At 75.7% G+C, this 16,803-nt stretch carries 15 protein-coding genes; 14 read left to right on the top strand and 1 reads right to left on the bottom strand.

Annotated features, from left to right (window positions below):
* The first annotated feature begins 152 nt into the window (after window positions 1-152).
* The 11 genes from uraD to HLA93_RS13995 all read left to right on the top strand — a co-directional run bounded on the left by uraD (window position 153) and on the right by HLA93_RS13995 (window position 12,533).
* On the top strand, window positions 153-650 hold the full coding sequence (gene uraD, locus HLA93_RS13945; RefSeq protein ID WP_222194994.1) for a 2-oxo-4-hydroxy-4-carboxy-5-ureidoimidazoline decarboxylase: 498 nt from the start codon (window positions 153-155) through the stop codon (window positions 648-650).
* On the top strand, window positions 647-961 hold the full coding sequence (uraH, locus tag HLA93_RS13950; RefSeq protein WP_222194995.1) for a hydroxyisourate hydrolase: 315 nt from the start codon (window positions 647-649) through the stop codon (window positions 959-961). Before uraD ends, uraH begins: the two co-directional genes overlap by 4 nt.
* Window positions 961-1,857, top strand: a complete 897-nt coding sequence (gene pucL / locus HLA93_RS13955) for a factor-independent urate hydroxylase (protein ID WP_222194996.1) — start codon at window positions 961-963, stop codon at window positions 1,855-1,857. Before uraH ends, pucL begins: the two co-directional genes overlap by 1 nt.
* Window positions 1,854-3,200 (top strand): allantoinase AllB, encoded by a 1,347-nt coding sequence (gene allB, locus HLA93_RS13960; RefSeq protein WP_308128129.1) that lies wholly within the window; start codon window positions 1,854-1,856, stop codon window positions 3,198-3,200. Before pucL ends, allB begins: the two co-directional genes overlap by 4 nt.
* On the top strand, window positions 3,200-4,420 hold the full coding sequence (locus HLA93_RS13965) for a pyridoxal-phosphate-dependent aminotransferase family protein (protein ID WP_222194997.1): 1,221 nt from the start codon (window positions 3,200-3,202) through the stop codon (window positions 4,418-4,420). Before allB ends, HLA93_RS13965 begins: the two co-directional genes overlap by 1 nt.
* Window positions 4,417-5,670: an allantoate amidohydrolase gene (locus tag HLA93_RS13970; protein WP_222194998.1), complete on the top strand. Its 1,254-nt coding sequence runs from the start codon at window positions 4,417-4,419 to the stop codon at window positions 5,668-5,670. The genes HLA93_RS13965 and HLA93_RS13970 overlap by 4 nt, the downstream gene beginning before the upstream one ends.
* Window positions 5,667-6,482: a MurR/RpiR family transcriptional regulator gene (locus HLA93_RS13975; RefSeq protein ID WP_222194999.1), complete on the top strand. Its 816-nt coding sequence runs from the start codon at window positions 5,667-5,669 to the stop codon at window positions 6,480-6,482. Before HLA93_RS13970 ends, HLA93_RS13975 begins: the two co-directional genes overlap by 4 nt.
* The gene (locus HLA93_RS13980) at window positions 6,482-7,291 is read left to right on the top strand and encodes an FAD binding domain-containing protein (RefSeq protein ID WP_222195000.1); all 810 of its coding nucleotides are present in this window, start codon (window positions 6,482-6,484) and stop codon (window positions 7,289-7,291) included. The genes HLA93_RS13975 and HLA93_RS13980 overlap by 1 nt, the downstream gene beginning before the upstream one ends.
* Window positions 7,288-9,951: a molybdopterin-dependent oxidoreductase gene (locus HLA93_RS13985; RefSeq protein ID WP_222195001.1), complete on the top strand. Its 2,664-nt coding sequence runs from the start codon at window positions 7,288-7,290 to the stop codon at window positions 9,949-9,951. Before HLA93_RS13980 ends, HLA93_RS13985 begins: the two co-directional genes overlap by 4 nt.
* On the top strand, window positions 9,948-10,997 hold the full coding sequence (locus HLA93_RS13990) for an isopenicillin N synthase family dioxygenase (protein WP_222195002.1): 1,050 nt from the start codon (window positions 9,948-9,950) through the stop codon (window positions 10,995-10,997). Before HLA93_RS13985 ends, HLA93_RS13990 begins: the two co-directional genes overlap by 4 nt.
* 141 nt (window positions 10,998-11,138) lie before the next feature.
* Window positions 11,139-12,533, top strand: coding sequence for an FAD-binding oxidoreductase (locus HLA93_RS13995; protein WP_222195003.1), 1,395 nt, complete (start codon window positions 11,139-11,141; stop codon window positions 12,531-12,533).
* Window positions 12,534-12,765: 232 nt separating this feature from the next.
* On the opposite strand, the gene HLA93_RS14000 is transcribed toward HLA93_RS13995, so the two are convergent.
* Complete coding sequence (locus HLA93_RS14000) at window positions 12,766-13,545, bottom strand: creatininase family protein (RefSeq protein WP_222195004.1); 780 nt, start codon at window positions 13,543-13,545, stop codon at window positions 12,766-12,768.
* Between the two features lie 93 nt (window positions 13,546-13,638).
* On the opposite strand from HLA93_RS14000, the gene HLA93_RS14005 reads away from it, so the two are divergent.
* From HLA93_RS14005 to HLA93_RS14015, 3 genes are read left to right on the top strand one after another with little or no spacing between them, the layout of a single operon-like run.
* The gene (locus tag HLA93_RS14005) at window positions 13,639-14,967 is read left to right on the top strand and encodes an amidohydrolase family protein (RefSeq protein ID WP_222195005.1); all 1,329 of its coding nucleotides are present in this window, start codon (window positions 13,639-13,641) and stop codon (window positions 14,965-14,967) included.
* Window positions 14,964-15,371 carry a VOC family protein gene (locus tag HLA93_RS14010; RefSeq protein ID WP_222195006.1) on the top strand — a complete coding sequence of 136 codons (408 nt, stop codon included), beginning with the start codon at window positions 14,964-14,966 and terminating at the stop codon, window positions 15,369-15,371. Before HLA93_RS14005 ends, HLA93_RS14010 begins: the two co-directional genes overlap by 4 nt.
* A gap of 40 nt (window positions 15,372-15,411) precedes the next feature.
* On the top strand, window positions 15,412-16,791 hold the full coding sequence (locus HLA93_RS14015) for an amidohydrolase family protein (protein ID WP_222195007.1): 1,380 nt from the start codon (window positions 15,412-15,414) through the stop codon (window positions 16,789-16,791).
* Window positions 16,792-16,803: the final 12 nt, after the last annotated feature.

The following is a 16,803-nucleotide window of genomic DNA, read 5'->3' on the forward strand; positions in this document are numbered from 1 at the left end:
GTCGACCCGCGCCTGCCCTCGGCAGCCGCGGCCGGCGACGGTGATCCGGCACCTGGTCGCCCAGCCGGCCACGCCACGCAGCGCCGACTCAGGACACACAACGCTGAGACGATCGAAACGCGGGTGAAACTCCGGTTTCCTACCGTCGCCGGGTGCGCATCGCGGAGTTCGACGCCCTGCCGGCCGACGCGGCGGCGGAGCTGGTCCGGCAGTGCGCCGGCATCCCCTCGTTCGTGTCCACGCTGGTCGCGGGCCGGCCGCACGGGAGCGTCGACCAGCTCCTCGCCGCCGCCCGGTCGCAGGCGGCCGCCTGGACCGACGCCGAGGTCGCAGCGGCGCTGGCCGACCACCCGCGGATCGGCGAACGGCCGACCGGCGACGGAGCGGGCGCCGCCCTGTCCAGCCGCGAGCAGGCCGGCGTGGACCCGGCCGACGCGGACCTGCGAGGACGTCTGGCCGAGGGCAACCGGCGCTACGAGGAGCGGTTCGGCCGGATCTACCTGGTCCGCGCCGCCGGACGCACCGGGCCGGAGCTGCTCGAGCTCCTGGAGCAACGGCTCACCCACGACCCCGCCACGGAGCTCGAGGTCACCCGGGCCCAGCTGGCGGAGATCGCACTGCTGCGACTGGAGGGGCTGGTCACGTCATGAGCACCGTCAGCACCCACGTCCTGGACGCCGTCCTGGGCCGGCCCGCGGCCGGCCTGGACCTCGTGCTGACCCGGCCCGGCGGCGGCACCACCGCCGGGCGGACCGACGACGACGGCCGCTGGCGCCACGACGGCGACCTGCCGGCCGGGGTGCACACCGTGCGGTTCGCCACCGGCGCGTGGTTCGCCGCCCAGCAGCGCGAGACGTTCCACCCCGAGGTCACCGTGGCCTTCACGGTGACCGAGGGCGAGCACCACCACGTCGCCCTGCTGCTGAGCCCGTTCGCCTACACCACTTACCGGGGGTCCTGATGAGCAACACCTACGTGCTGGGCCCGCACCAGTACGGCAAGGCCGAGTGCCGGCTGGTCCGGATCGAGCGGGACACCGCGGTGCACGCGATCGCCGACCTCAACGTGACCACCCAGCTGCGCGGGGACTTCGGAGCGGCCTACACCGACGGGGACAACGCGCACGTCCACGCCACCGACACGCAGAAGAACACCGTCTACGCCCTCGCCGAGGAGCACGGCGTCACCTCCCCCGAGGCGTTCCTGCTCGCGCTCGCCGGCCACTGGCGGGCCCAGCCGTGGGTGACGGGCACGCAGATGTCCGCCGAGCAGTACGCCTGGGAGCGCATCGGTGCCGGCACCGGCGGCGAGGGGCACTCCTTCGCCCGGTCCGGCCGGGAGACCCGCACCGCGGTGGTGCAGACCGACGGGGACGAGACGTTCGTCCTCGGCGGGCTCACCGACCTGACCGTGCTGAAGAGCACCGGCAGCGAGTTCTCCGGCTTCCCGCGCGACCGGTTCACCACCCTGGCCGAGACCACCGACCGGATCCTGGCCACCAGCGTCACCGCCTGGTGGCGGTACACCACCACTGCGCTGGACTGGGACACCGCCTGGTCCGCCGTCCGCGCCGCGATGGTCGATGCCTTCGCCGGCACGCACAGCCTCGCCCTGCAGCAGACCATCCACGCGATGGGCACCGCGGCGATGGACGCCGTCCCGGAGATCGCCGAAATCCGGATCAGCTGCCCGAACAAGCACCACTTCGAGGTCGACCTCGGCCCGTTCGGGACGGCCAACGGCGGCAAGGTGTTCGTCGCGGCGGACCGGCCCTACGGGCTGATCCAGGCCACCCTCCAGCGCGCCGGCGTCCCCGCCGAACCCCGCGCGTGGGCCAGCGTGCCGGCGTTCGCGTGACCATCGTCCCCGCGGAGGTCACCGCCGTGCGCGCCCGACGGGTGCTCGTCGGCGACACGGTCCGGCCGGCCACGGTGCGCGTCTCCGGCGGCCGGATCACCGCGATCGACCCCTACGACGACCCGGTCGACGGCGCGCTCGAGGTGCCCGACACCGCGCACCTGCTGCCCGGCGTGGTCGACACCCACGTGCACGTCAACGAACCGGGCCGCACCCACTGGGAGGGGTTCGCCACCGCGACCAGGGCGGCCGCGCTCGGCGGCGTCACCACGCTGGTCGACATGCCGCTCAACGCGATCCCGCCCACCACCACGGTCGACCACCTCCGCCGCAAGCAGGAGGCGGCGCGCGACCGGCTCGCCGTCGACGTCGGCTTCTGGGGTGGCGCGGTGCCGGGCAACGAGGGTGATCTCGAGGCGCTGTGGGCAGCTGGGGTGTTCGGCTTCAAGTGCTTCCTCTCCCCCAGCGGCGTCGACGAGTTCCCGCCCCTGGACCCCACCGGCTTCTCGCGCGTCCTCCGGCGCGTCGCCGGCTTCGGCGGGCTGGTCATCGTGCACGCCGAGGACGCCGCCGTGCTCGAGGCGGCCCCGGCCCGGCCGAGCCGGGCGTACGCGGACTTCCTGCTCAGCCGGCCGGACGACGCCGAGACCGCGGCGATCCGGCAGGTGGTCGACGGCGCACGCGAGACCGGCGCCCGGGTCCACGTGCTGCACCTGTCCAGCGCCCGGGCGCTGCCGCTGCTCCACGCCGCCCGGGACGAGGGGCTGCCCGTGACGGTGGAGACCTGCCCGCACTACCTGACGTTCAGCGCCGAGCAGATCCCCGACGCCGCGCCGCAGTTCAAGTGCTGCCCGCCGATCCGGGACGCCGGCAACCGCGACGAGCTGTGGGCGGCGCTGACCGCGGGCGTCATCGACTGCGTGGTCAGCGACCACTCCCCCGCCACCGCGGCGGAGAAGTCACGGGGCGACGGTGACCTGCAGCAGGCCTGGGGCGGCGTGTCCGGCCTGCAGGTCGGGTTCACCGCCGTCGCCGCCGAGGCCGCCCGGCGCGGCGTCGACGTGGCCACGGTGAGCCGCTGGACGTCCCGCAACACCGCCGACCTCGTCGGGCTGTCCGGCAAGGGCCGGATCGAGGTCGGCGCCGACGCCGACCTGGTCGTGCACGACACCGCCGCGGACACCGTGGTGGTGGCCGAGCAGCTGGCCCACCGCAACCCGATCTCCGCCTACGACGGCCTCACCCTCCCCGGCCGGGTGACGCACACGCTCGTGCGCGGGCGCGCCGTGGACCCCGACCGCCCCGACCGCACCTGGGGCACCCAGCTCGAGAGGAGCGCCTGATGGTCCCCACCGGCGAGCTGCACGTCCCGCCCCGGCTGCTGATGGGCCCTGGCCCGATCACCGTCGACCCGCGCGTGCTGCGGGCCATGTCGGCCCAGCTGGTCGGCCAGTTCGACCCGTTCATGACCGGCACCATGAGCGAGACGATGGCGCTGTACCGGCAGGTCTTCCACACGGCCAACGACCAGACGTTCCTCGTCGACGGCACCTCACGGGCCGGCATCGAGGCGGCCCTGGTGTCGCTGCTGGAACCGGGCGACCGCGTGCTGGTCCCGGTGTTCGGCCGGTTCGGTCACCTGCTCGCCGAGATCGCGGCGCGCTGCGGTGCCGAGGTGCACACCGTCGAGGCGCCGTGGGGCGAGGTGGTCCCGCCGGAGGTCGTCGAGGAGGCCGTCGTCCGGGTCCGGCCCAGGCTGCTCGCCGTCGTCCACGGCGACACCTCCACCACCATGTGCCAGCCGCTGGCCGAGATCGGTGAGATCTGCCGCCGGCACGACGTGCTGCTGTACTGCGACGCCACCGCCTCCCTCGGCGGCAACCCCTTCGAGACCGACGCCTGGGGGATCGACGTCGCCACCGCGGGCCTGCAGAAGTGCCTCGGCGGACCGTCCGGCAGCGCCCCGATCACCCTCTCGCCGCGCGCGGCCGGGCTGATCGAGGGCCGCACGCACGTGGAGGCCGGCATCCGCGCCGACGACGACACCGACCGCGGCACCCGGATCGCCTCCAACTACCTCGATCTCGCCCAGGTGATGGCCTACTGGGGCCCGCGCCGGCTCAACCACCACACGGAGGCCGCGACCATGCTCTACGCGGCCCGCGAGTGCGCGCGGCTGCTGGTCGAGGAGGGCCTCGACGCCGCGGTCGCCCGGCACGAACTGCACGGCCGGGCGATGCTCGCCGGGGTCCGTGGCCTCGGCCTGCAGGTCTTCGGCGACACCGCGCACAAGATGACCAACGTCGTCGCGGTGCTCATCCCCGAGGGCGTGGACGGCGAGGCGGTGCGGACGGCGCTGCTCGAGGACTTCGGCATCGAGATCGGCACCTCCTTCGGGCCCCTGCACGGCCGGGTCTGGCGCATCGGCACGATGGGCTACAACGCCCGCCGGGACGCCGTGCTGACCACCCTGGCCGCCCTGGAACAGGTGCTCCGCGGCTGCGGCGGGGCCGTGACCGCCGGGGGCGCGGTCGGCGCCGCGCGGGAGGTGTACGCCGGATGAGCGCACCCCCGACCTCCGCCGCCGGCGTGCTGGCCCGCTGCGCCGAGCTCGACCAGCTCTCCGCCCACCCGCAGCACCTCGAGCGCCTGCACCTCACCGCAGAGCACGCGGCGGCCAACCGGCTCACGGCCGGGTGGATGGAGCTGGCCGGCCTGCGCACCTGGCAGGACGCGGCCGGCAACCAGTGGGGCCGCCGCGAGGGCGCCGCCCCCGGGCAGCCCGCGCTGGTGCTCGGCTCGCACCTGGACACCGTCCCCGACGCCGGCAGCTTCGACGGGATGCTCGGCGTCGTCATGGCCGTGGCGGTGGCCGAGCGGCTGCGCGGTGCCGACCTGCCCTTCGCCCTCGAGGTCGTCGGGTTCAGCGACGAGGAGGGCGCCCGGTTCGGCAAGGCGCTGCTGGGCAGCCAGGCGGTCGCCGGCACCTGGGACCCCGCCTGGTGGGACCTGCGGGACGACGACGGGGTGACCCTGCACCGGGCGTTCGGCGACTTCGGCCTCGACCCGGACCGGGTCGGCGACGCGGCCCGGCGGCCGGCCGAGCTGGTCGGCTACCTGGAGGCGCACATCGAGCAGGGGCCGTACCTGGAGGCCGCCGACCGGTCGCTGGGGTACGTCACCGCCATCGCCGGGGCCCGGCGCTTCCGGCTCTCGGTGCTCGGCGAGGCCCGGCACGCCGGTGGCACCCCCTACCCCCGGCGACGCGACGCGCTGGTCGGGGCCAGCGAGGCAGTCGTCGCCGTCGAGCGGCTGGCCCGGGCCGGCGACGCCATCGCCACGGTCGGCCGGCTCGAGGTGCTGCCCGGTGCCGTCAACGTCATCCCCGGGCGGGCCGACCTCACCCTGGACCTGCGCGCCGCCACCGACGAGGAGCGGGACGCGATGTGGGACGTGATGCGCGCCGAGATCGCGGGGATCTGCGACCGGCGGGGGCTCGGTCTGGAGGTCGTGGAGACCCACCGGGCGCCCGCCGCGCCGTGCGCGGGGTGGCTGCAGCAGGCGGTCGCCCACGGGATCCGGGCCACCGACGACCTCGGCGCCGCCGAGCCGATGGGGTTGTGGAGCCGCGCCGGCCACGACGCGATGGCGCTGGCCGCGGTGACCGATGTCGGCATGCTCTTCCTGCGCTGCGCCGACGGGATCAGCCACTCCCCCGACGAGGACGTCCGCGAGGTCGACGTCGCCCGTGGGCTGGACGCCTTCGAGGCCGCCGTGCGCTCGGTCGCGGCAGCGGTGCGGAGCCGGCCGTGACCGGACCGCGGATCGACGAGCGGATCGCCCGGCGCCACCCGCAGCTCACCGCCCAGGAGCGCCGGGCCGCCGAGACGCTGCTGGAGCACCTGGACGACCTCGCGATCTACCGCGCGGCCGAGCTCGCTGCCCTGGCCGGGGTGTCGAAGGCGACGATGAGCCGGTTGTTCCGCTCCCTGGGGTTCGCCTCCTTCGACGAGGTCCGGGCGCACCTGCGCGCCCTGCGCACCGAGGGCGAGCCGGGCCGGCCGGCCGGCCCGCCGGACCTCTCCGGTCACGCCGCGGCCGAGGCGGACGCCGTCGCCACCGCGGTGCACCAGCCGGGCCTGGCCGACGCCGTCACCCTGCTGGCCGAGGCCCGCTCGGTGCTGGTCGTCGGCTGGCGGAACAGCCACCCCGTGGCGCTGCACCTGCGCGAGCAGCTGGTCCAGGCCCGTCCCCGGGTCACGCTGGCGCCGCTCCCGGGACAGGTGGTCGGTGAGGAGCTGGCCGACCTGGGCCCCGGCGACGCGGTGGTGGCCGTCGGCTTCCGGCGGCGGCCGGCCGGGTTCGCGGCGTTCCTGGCCACGGCCGCGGCCACCGGTGCCGACGTGGTGCTGCTCGGCGACCCGACCGCCGCCGGGCACGCCGACGCGGCCCGGGTCTGGCTGCCGTGCCCGGTGCAGGGGGCGCTGGCCTACGACTCGTACGCCGCCGCGATGAGCCTGGTCGCCGTGCTCGCCGACGGCGTCCTGACCCGGGTGGGGCGCACCGGTCGCGACCGCGTCTCGGCGATCAGCGTCACCTACGACCGGCTCGTGGAGGTGGAGTGATGGACCTGGCCTGGGTGGAGAGCCACCGGGAGGTCGCGGACCGGGCCGGCCTCGCGCTGGCACCGGGTGAGCGGCTGCTGGCCGGTGGCACCTGGCTGTTCTCGGCACCGCAACCGGGGGTCACCGGGCTGGTCGACCTCACCACCACGGGGTGGTCGCCGTGGGAGCCACGGCCGGACGGCGGCCTGCGGCTGGCCGCCACCTGCACCGTCGCGCAGGTCCGGCAGGCCCCCTGGCCCGCCTCCCGGCTGGCCCGGCAGTGCGCCGACGCGTTGCTCATGTCGTTCAAGGTGCAGGCCGCGGCGACCGTCGGCGGGAACCTCTGCCTCGGGCTGCCGGCCGGCGCGATGATCGCGCTCACCGCTTCCCTCGGTGGCGAGGCGGTCGTCTGGACCCCCGACGGCGCGGAGCGCCGCACCCCGGTCGCCGCGTTCGTGACCGGCGCCGGGACCGTCGACCTGCGGCCCGGTGAGGTGCTCCGCGCGGTCGACCTCCCCGGGCCGGCGCTGCGGGCCCCGACCGCCTTCGGCCGGGCCTCGCTGACCACCTACGGCCGCAGCGCGGCCCTGGTCATCGGCCGGCGCGACCCGGACGCCGTGGTGCTCACGCTGACCGCCTCGGTCCCCCGTCCGGTGGTCCTCACCCTGCCCCCGGCCCCGGACGAGCAGGTCGTACGGGCGGCGGTGGCCGACGCCGGCGCCGCGGTCGGCTGGTACGCCGACGTCCACGGCGCCCCGGACTGGCGGGCCGCGCAGACCGCGCGCCTGGCGGTCGGGGTGTGCGCGGAGCTCGCCGGGGCGGCGTCGTGAAGCTCGACGGAGCCGACGTCCCCGGCACGCCGAGGCCGGGCCAGTGTCTGCGCACCTGGATCCGGGAGTGCGGTGGGACGGCGGTCAAGAAGGGCTGCGACACCGGGGACTGCGGGGCCTGCACGGTGCTCCTGGACGGTTCGCCGGTGCACTCCTGCATCACCCCGGCCCTGCGCGCAGCTGGCCGGTCGGTCACCACCGCCGCCGGGCTCGGCACCCCGGAGGAGCCCTCGGCGGTGCAGCGCCGGTTCGTCGCGGCGGCCGGGTTCCAGTGCGGCTTCTGCACGCCGGGCTGGGTGGTCACCGCGACGGCGCTGGCCGACGCGGACGGGACGGTCTCCGTCGAGGAGCCGGAGCGGGCCTTCAAGGGCAACCTCTGCCGGTGCACCGGCTACCGGTCCGTCCGGGACGCGCTCGCCGGCCGGGACAACGTGACCGCAGCCCGCACCGGCCCGGGCTGCGGGGCGGTCGGCACCTCGGTCGCGGCCCCCGCCGGACCGCGGGTGGTCACCGGCCGCGAGCCCTACGCCCTGGACCTGCCCGACACCGGGGTGCTGCACGTGCGGCTGGTCCGCGCCGAGCAGGCCCACGCCCGGATCGTCTCGATCGACGCCTCGCGGGCGGAAGCACTCCCCGGCGTCGAGCTGGTGCTCACCTCCGCCGACGCACCCGACGTCCTGTACTCCACCGGCCGGCACGAGAACCGGCTCGACGACCCCGACGACACCCGGCTGTTCGACGAGGTGGTGCGCTTCCGCGGGCAGCGGGTCGCCGCCGTGGTGGCGACCTCGGCCGCCCTCGCCGAACGCGCCGCCGCACTGGTCGAGGTCGGGTACGCGCCGCTGCCGGCGGTCTTCGACCCCGAGGCGGCCCGGTCCCCCGGCGCGCCGCTGGTGCACGGTGACAAGGACGCCGCGGCGTCCCGGATCGCCGAGCCCTGCCGCAACGTGGTCGCCGCGTCGCACGGGGAGGTCGGCGACGTGACCGCCGCGCTGGCCACGGCGGCGCACACCGTCCGCGGTACCTGGACCAGCGCCCGGGTCACCCACGCCGCGCTGGAGACCCACGGGGCCCGGGCCTGGGTCGACGAGGACGGGACGCTGGTGGTGCGGACGAGCACCCAGGTGCCCTTCCTGGTCCGCGACGAGCTCGCCCGGGTGCTCGGCCGCGATCCGCAGCGGGTGCGGGTCGTCGCCGCCCGGGTCGGCGGCGGCTTCGGCGGCAAGCAGGAGCTGCTGGTCGAGGACGTGGTCGCGCTGGCCGCGCTGCGGCTGGCCGGGCGCGGCGACCGCCGTGCGGTGCAGCTGGAGCTGACCCGCGAGGAGCAGTTCACCGCCGTGCCGATGCGGCATCCGATGCGGGTGACGGTGGCCGTGGGCGCGGACCCGGACGGCCGGCTCACCGCGTTGCACGTCGACGTGCTCAGCGACACCGGCGCGTACGGCAACCACGGGCCCGGGGTGATGTACCACGGCGTGCACGAGTCGGTGGCTGCCTATCGCGTCCCGAACAAGCGGGTGGACGCCGAGGCCGTCTACACGAACAACCCGCCGAGCGGCGCCTTCCGCGGGTACGGCCTGGGCCAGGTGGTGTTCGCCATCGAGTCCGCGCTCGACGAGCTGGCCCGCCGGGTGGGTCTCTCCCCGTTCGACCTGCGCCGCCGCAACGTGGTCGTGCCGGGTGACCCGTTCGTGGTCGACGGGTACCCGAACACCGACCTGGCGTTCGGCAGCTACGGGCTCGACCAGTGCCTGGACCTCGCCGAGCAGGCGCTCGCCGACACGGCGGCGACCCCGGCGCCCCCCGGCGGGGGCTGGACGCTCGGCGAGGGGATGGCGCTGGCGATGATCGCGACCATCCCGCCGCGCGGCCACCACTCGCACGCCCGCGTCGTCCTCGACCCCGACGGCACCGCCACCGTCGAGGTCGGGACGGCGGAGTTCGGCAACGGCACCGCGACGGTGCACACCCAGCTCGTCGCCGACGTCCTCGGCCTCTCCCCCGACCGCGTCCGCCTGGTCACCTCCGACACCGCGACCTCCGGCTACGACTCCGGGGCGTTCGGGTCGACCGGATCGGTGGTCGCCGGTCAGGCGGTACAGCACGCCGCCGAGGAGGTGCGCCGCCAGCTCGACGCGCTGGGCGGCCCGGACGCCGTCCGCCGGCTGGCCGGCCCGCTGTCGGGGACCGGCGTGAACACCGGCACCGGCCGGTCGGTGGCGTTCAACGTGCACGCCGTACGGGTCGCGGTGCACGCCGGGACCGGTGAGGTGCGCCTGCTCGACTCCGTGCAGGCCGTCGACGCCGGGGTGGTGCTCAACCCCGAGCAGCTGCGCGGCCAGGTCGAGGGCGGGGTCGCGCAGGCGATCGGTTCGGCGCTGCAGGAGGAGCTGGTGCTGGCCGAGGGGCGGGTGCTCACCCGCGGCTTCCGGGACTACCGGACCCCGCAGCTGGGCGACGTGCCGGCCACCCGCGTGCTGTTCGCCGACACCCACGACGCGCTGGGCCCGCGCGGCGCCAAGTCGATGAGCGAGGCCCCCTACAACCCGGTGGCCCCGGCCATCGCGAACGCGGTGCGCGACGCCATCGGCGTCCGGCCGCACGAGCTGCCGATGAGCCGCGACCGCATCTGGCGCCTGACCCGAGGAGAGGACCGATGACCGACTTCACCGTGCCCACCGTGGACGTCTCCGCCTACGTCGACCCGGACGGGTCGACCGCCGGGAGGCAGGCCGCCGCCCGGGCCTTCGACGACGCGGCCCGCACCGTCGGCTTCGTGCAGGTCGTCGGCCACGGCGTGCCCGCGGACGTCTCGGCCGCCCTCGCCGCGGCGCTCGACGAGTTCTTCGCCCTGCCGGCGGAGGTGAAGAGCGCGTACCGGACGCCGCCGGAGGTCAACCGCGGCTACACCGCGCCCAGGACCGAGTCGTTGAGCCTGAGCCTGGGGCTGGCGCCGTCGAACCGGATGCACGACTTCTTCGAGGCGTTCAACGTCGGTGCCGCGGCCTCCGACCACCCCGGCCTCGAGCTGCCGGCGACGGACTACGCGGAGAACGTGTGGCCGGCCGAGGCCCCAGGGTTCCAGCCGGCGGTGTCGGCCTGGTTCACCGAGGCCGGCCGGGTGGCGCGCACGCTCACCACGCTCTTCGCCGACGCGCTCGGCCTGCCCCCGGGCTTCTTCGACCGGTACACCGGCCACAGCCTCGACGTGCTCCGGATGAACAACTACGCGCTGCCCCCCGGAGAGGTGACGCTGGACGGCGACCTCACGGGCATGGGCGAGCACACCGACTACGGCATCGTCACCGTGCTCTGGGCCGACCAGGTCCGCGGCCTGCAGGTGCTCGGCCGCGACGGGGGCTGGCACGACGTCCAGCCCGCCGACGACGCGCTGCTGGTCAACCTCGGGGACCTGATGGCCCGCTGGACCAACGAGCGCTGGCTGTCCACCCTGCACCGGGTCAAGCCGCCCATCGTCGCCGGCCGGATCGAGCGCCGGCGGTCGGCGGCCTACTTCCACGACGGCGACGTCGACGCGGTCATCGAGACGCTGCCCACCTGCCGGGACGCCGACGGAGGCTCGGCGTTCCCACCGGTCACGGTCGGCGACCACATCCGGGCCAAGCTGGCCGGCTCCCGCGCCGGTGTCGCCAACCCCGCGGCCGGGCGCGAGGCCGAGCGGGTGCTCGCCGCCCGGGAGCCCTGACCCGGAGACCCGACCCGAGCACGTGACCCGAGAACGTGATCGGCGCGTTCTCCTCCCGAGACGGGCCCGGACGAGGCTGCGCAGGACGCAGCCGGGCCGGGCCGCCCACCGCAACCCACCATCCCGTACCGAGGAGCCGCCATGACCGTCACCGACCTGAACCCGGACACCCCCGCGCAGGTGTTCGCCGGCCTCCTGGGCGAGGACCGGGTCGTCCCCGGCGGTGCGGAGGCCAGCGCCTACCTCCGCGACTTCTCCTGGTACTCCCCCGTGCTGGAGAACGCGCTGGCCGACACCACCGTCGACGCGGTGCTGCGCCCCGGGACCGTCGAGGAGCTGCAGGCCTGCGTCGCGACCGCGGCCCGGCTGGGCGTGCCGGTCACCCTGCGCGGCGCCGGCACCGGCAACTACGGCCAGTCGCTGCCCCTGCAGAGCGGCGTGGTCATCGACGTCCGCGGCGTCGCCGGGGTGCTCGACGTGCAGCCCGGCCGCATCTCGGTGCTGCCCGGCACCGTCATGAAGGACGCCGAGGAGGCTGCGCTGGCCGGCGGCCAGGAGTTGGCGGTCATGCCCAGCACCTACCGGATCTCCACCGCGTCGGGCTTCATCTCCGGCGGTTCGGGCGGGATCGGCGCCGCCGCGAACGGGGACCTGTGGGACGACAACATCCTCGCCGTCGAGCTGCTCACCGTGGAGGAGGAGCCGCGCACCGTGCGGCTGGAGGGCGACGACGTCCGGCCCGTGCTGCACACCTACGGCACCATCGGCGTGCTCACCCGCGTCGAGCTGCGGCTGGTCCCGGCGCACGACTACACCCCGCTGATCATCGCGTTCCGCGACTTCCCCACCCTGGCCGCGTTCGCCTTCGACCTGGTCGCCGGCGACCTGCACGTCCGACTGTGCTCGGTGCACGAGGCAGCCGGTGCGGCCATGCTGACCCCGATCGTCTCGCTCTACGAGGCGGGCGAGGACGTCGCCCTGCTGTGGGTGGACAGCAGCGACGTGGCGGCCCTGCGCGAGCGGGTCGAGGCGGCCGGCGGGCGGACCATCGACTGGACGGCGAAGCCGCACATCAGCCAGTTCCCGTTCAGCCACACCATCCTCTGGGCCCGCAAGGCCGAGCCGACGTCGTCCTGGCTGCAGTGCGAGTACGCCAGCGACCGCAGCGAGTTCCTGACGCAGGTCGCCGCGCTCCGCGACCGCTACCCGGGGGTGTTCCTGCAGCACGTGGAGTTCGCGTCGTCCTCGGGCCGCACCCGCCCGCTGGGCATCACCCCGCTGGTCGGGCTGGGCGACCACGAGGAGGCGCTGGAGGAGCTGATCGCCTTCTGCCGCGAGCTGGGCCTGATCGTGATGAACCCGCACAGCTACGTCGTCGAGGAGGGCGGCTTCGTCGGGGACACCGCGCAGGTCGTGGCGCTCAAGGACTCCTGCGACCCGCTCGGCCTGCTCAACCCGGGCAAGCTCGGGGACAGCTTCTTCACCTCCCGCGGGCTCACCCCGCCCAGCGCACGGGCCGCCACCGCCCGCCGGTGACCGCCCCTGTCGCCGCCCGCCGCTGACGCCGGCGGCGCCTGCGGGTCGACCCGGATCGGGGAGGGTGGAGCCGCAGGCGCACGCGGCTCCCCCCTCCATCACCCGGCTCGACCCGCGGGAGGCCGGTCGGCGGCCGCCGGACGTGCGGTGGCCGGGCCGGTCAGGCGGGCGGGGTCGGTCAGGCGGGCGGGGTCGGTCAGGCGGGCGGGGCCGGTCAGGCGGGCGGGGTCGGTCAGGCGGGCGGGGCCGGGTCGAAGCGGGCCACCTCGGCCAGCGCCTCGCCGAGGTAGGCGACCATGCCCGCCACCCGCTGCTCCCCGGCCTCGGCGGTGGCCGTGCTGGCGTCGCCGATCACCCCGGCGGGCCCGAAGTCGTCCGAGGACCAGCCGAAGGACACCGACCCCCCGAACCGCACGTGCCGGTAGCCGGCCAGGTGCTCGGGCACCCAGCGGCGGGCCTGGGACATGTCCACCAGGTCTGGGCGCAGGTGCAGCATCACCGAGGTCTCGTCGTGGCCACCGTGCACCCCCATGCCGAGCTCGCCGGCCGGGCTCTGGCCGCCCTGGTCGGCCGGCAGCCGCGGGTGCAGGGTGAAGGTCCGCAGACCGGTCTCCAGCCGGATGTCCCGCGCCACCACCTGCAGCAGCGCCGAGTTGCCGCCGTGCCCGTTGACGAACGCCAGCCGCCGGGCCGGCGTCCGCGCCACGCTGCGCCCCAGATCGTGCAGCACCGCGGTGAGGGTGGCGGCCGACAGCCAGAAGGTGCCGGCGGACCAGGCGTGCTCGTTGGACTTGGTGTAGGCCAGCGGCGGCAGCAGCCACAGGTCGAGTTCGTCGCCGAACTGCGCGACGGCCCGCTCGGCCAGGGCGTGGGCGGTGATCAGGTCGGTGGCGACCGGCAGGTGGGGGCCGTGCTGCTCGATCGCCCCCACCGGCAGCACCAGGACGCTGTCCGGGCCGAGGCGGTCGGCGATGACGGGGGCGGAGAGCTCGGTGAGCAGTCGGACGGTCACAGCCGCGCACGCTAGGGACCCTGCGTTGCACCGGTGTGACGCCCGGGCGTCGCCTGGAACCTGTTCGGAACACCGGGCTGCCAGGGTCTGCGCGTGCTGAAGGTGACTGGTGCCCGGGTCGTCTGGACCGGCAGCGGCGAGGAGCTCGCCGGGATCGACGTGGCGTGCGGGGACGACGGCCGGGTCACGGCGCTCGGCCCGGCCGTGGCCGGGGACGGCGGGGTGCTGGACGGCGGGGTGCTGGACGCCACCGGCTGCGTCGTCACGCCGGGGCTGGTCAACGCCCACCACCACCTGCTGCAGACCGCCTTCCGCACCCTGCCCGGCACCCGCGGCGTGCCGATGGCGCAGTGGCTGCCCACCATGGCCGCCGCCTACGCCGCGGTCGGGGTGGACGACGAGCTGGCCCACGCGGCGGCGTCGGCCGGGCTGGCGGAGGCGCTGCTGAGCGGGGTGACCACGGTCGCCGACCACCACCTCACCTGGCCGGCCCTGACCGACGGTGGGGTGGCCATCGCCTCGGCGGCCGCCACCGCGGCCCGCGAGCTGGGGGGCCGGGTGGCGTTCGTGCGCGGCAGCGCCCGGGACGACCCGGAGACCGCCGCCGCCTCGGCGGACGCCATCGCCGGCGCGCTGGTGCCGCACGGCGGGGTGACCGCCGACGGGGTGGTCCAGGTCGCCGTCGGCCCGGCCGGGGTGCACAGCGACTCCGCCGGCACGTTCCGGCTGATGGCCGAGGTCGCCGCCGCGCACGGGCTGCGCCGCCGTACCCAGGCCAACGAGCAGGTCGACGTGGCGGTCGCGGAGGCCCGCTACGGCCGCCGCCCGCTCCAGCTGCTCGAGGAGTGGGGCTGGGTGGCGCCGGACGTGACCCTCGCCCACCTGTGCGGCGTCACCGACGCCGAGGTGGCCGTGCTGGCCGGTGCGGGGGTCACCGCCACCCACGCGCCGGGCTGCGACCTGCCGATGGGCTGGGGCGTGGCGCCGATGGCGGCGCTGGCCGACGCCGGGGTGACCGTGGGCCTGGGCACCAGTGGCGGCGGGTCCAACGACGCCGGGCACCTGCTCGCCGACGCACGCCTCGCGCTGCAGGTCGCACCGCTGGTCGGCCGGCCGGTGAGCGCCCGGGAGGTGCTGGGCTGGGCCACCCGCGGCTCCGCCGACGGGCTGGGCCGCCCCGATCTGGGACGGCTGGCCGTCGGCGCGCGCGCTGACCTGGTGTGCTGGGACGTCACCGGGGTGGCCGACGCCGGGGTGGCCGACCCGGTTGCCGGGCTGCTGTGGGCCTCCCCCGGCCGGCGACCGCGGCACGTCGTCGTCGGCGGCCGGGTGGTGGTGCGCGACGGGGTGCTGCAGACCGTGTCCGAGGACGTCGTCGTCGCCCGGCTGCACGCCCTGCTCGCCGAGCGGCGGGACCGGTGACCGGCCCGCTGGCCGGCGCGGTCCTCGACCACGTCGGCACCGAGGAGACCGACATCGACGCCCGGGTGGGCTTCCTGGTCGAGATGCTCGGCTTCCGGGTGCTGCGCTGGGGGACGCACGTGGTCACCGGCCGGCGCATCGCCATGCTCGCCGACCCGGCCGGCACGAAGCTGGAGCTGATGGAGGTGGCCGAGCGGACCGGCGCACTGGCGCACGTCGCCTACCGGGTGGCCGACGTGGACGCCGCGCACGCGACGCTGCTGGCGGCGGGGTGCACCGAGGAGCGGGCGCCGTTCGACATCCCGCCCGCCGCTGCCCGCTCGTCGCTGCTGCTGGAGGCCGCCGGCCACCGCCTGCAGCTCATCGCCTACCGGCCCGGCTCACCGGACCTGGTGGTGACCTGACCGCAACGGCCCCGCAACGTGCCCCGGGGATCGTCCCCGCGTGACCCGTCTCCTCGTGCGCAACGCACTGCTGCTCACCCTCGACCCCGACCGCTCCGACCCCTTCCGCGGCTGGTTCACCGTCGGCGACGACGGCCGGCTCACCGCCGTCGAGCCCGGCGAGCCCCCAGCGGGCCTCCTCGCCGGAGTCCCCGCGGACCGGGTGCTCGACGTCGGCGGTGCGCTGGTCGGCCCGGGCTTCGTCTCCGCGCACAGCCACCTGTTCACCTCCGGCTCCCGGGGGCTGGGCATGGACCAGTCGCTGTACGGCTGGATCGAGGCGATGACCCGGTACACCGAGGTCGCCGACGGCGAGGACATCTACTGGACCACCCGGCACGGCGCGCAGGACTTCCTGCGCAACGGCATCACCACCGCCTACGACTTCACCGACGCGGGGCTGGTCTTCGAGCGGGAGTCCGACGGCGTGGCGCGCTACACCGCGACGCTGCCCGACCCGCTGTACCAGCACGCCCAGGCCCGGGCGAAGGTCGACGCCGGGCTGCGCTCGGTGCACAGCGTGATGCTGGGCCAGGGTGCGGTCGAGACCGACCCGGCGCTGGCGCACCTGGACGAGGTGGTCCGGCTGGCCGGCACGCTGGACCCCGACCTGCTGCTGCGGGTCGCGATCAGCGGCACCGTGCAGTGGGCGGAGTCCCGCGACGCCGCCGTCCTGGAGGTCGCTGCCATGCGCCGGCACGGGTTGCTCAACCAGCCGCACTTCCTGGAGACGCCGCACGAGGTGGCGCTGCAGCAGTCGAAGTTCGCCTGGTACCGGGATGCCGGGGCGCTCGGGCCGGACCTGGTGTTCGGGCACTTCATCCAGACCAGCGACGAGATCATCGCCGAGGCGGCCGCGGCCGGCTGCGGGATGAGCTGGCAGCCGATGAGCAACGGCCGGCTCGCCTCGGGCGTGGCGCGGATCCCGGAGATGCGGGCGGCGGGCATGCGGGTCGGCATCGGGCTGGACGACCAGTCCTGCACCGACGTCAGCGACCCGTTCGGCAACATGCGCACGGCGCTGTCGCTGGTCCGCGCCACCTATCACGACCCCGCGGCGCTGCCGGTCCGGGACGTGCTGGAGCTGCACACCCGCGGGTCGGCGGAGGTGCTGGGCATCGACGAGCACGTGGGCTCCCTGCGGGTCGGCCGGTTCGCCGACTTCCTCGTCGTCGACCCCCGCCGTCCGGACACCGGCCCGGTCTGGGACGCCCACGGCACGTACGTGCTGGCCTGCTCGCTGCGCAACCTCCGCCAGGTGTGGTCCGGAGGCCGGCTGGTCGCCGAGGGCGCCACGCTGTGCGATCCGCAGGCCGACGAGGTGGAGGACCAGGTGCACGAGCGGATGGCCCGCCTCCGCCGCGAGGTGGACGGCGCCTGACGCACCATGGCG

The sequence above is a fragment of the Modestobacter italicus genome, from assembly GCF_019799965.1.
Lineage (GTDB): Bacteria > Actinomycetota > Actinomycetes > Mycobacteriales > Geodermatophilaceae > Modestobacter > Modestobacter italicus_A.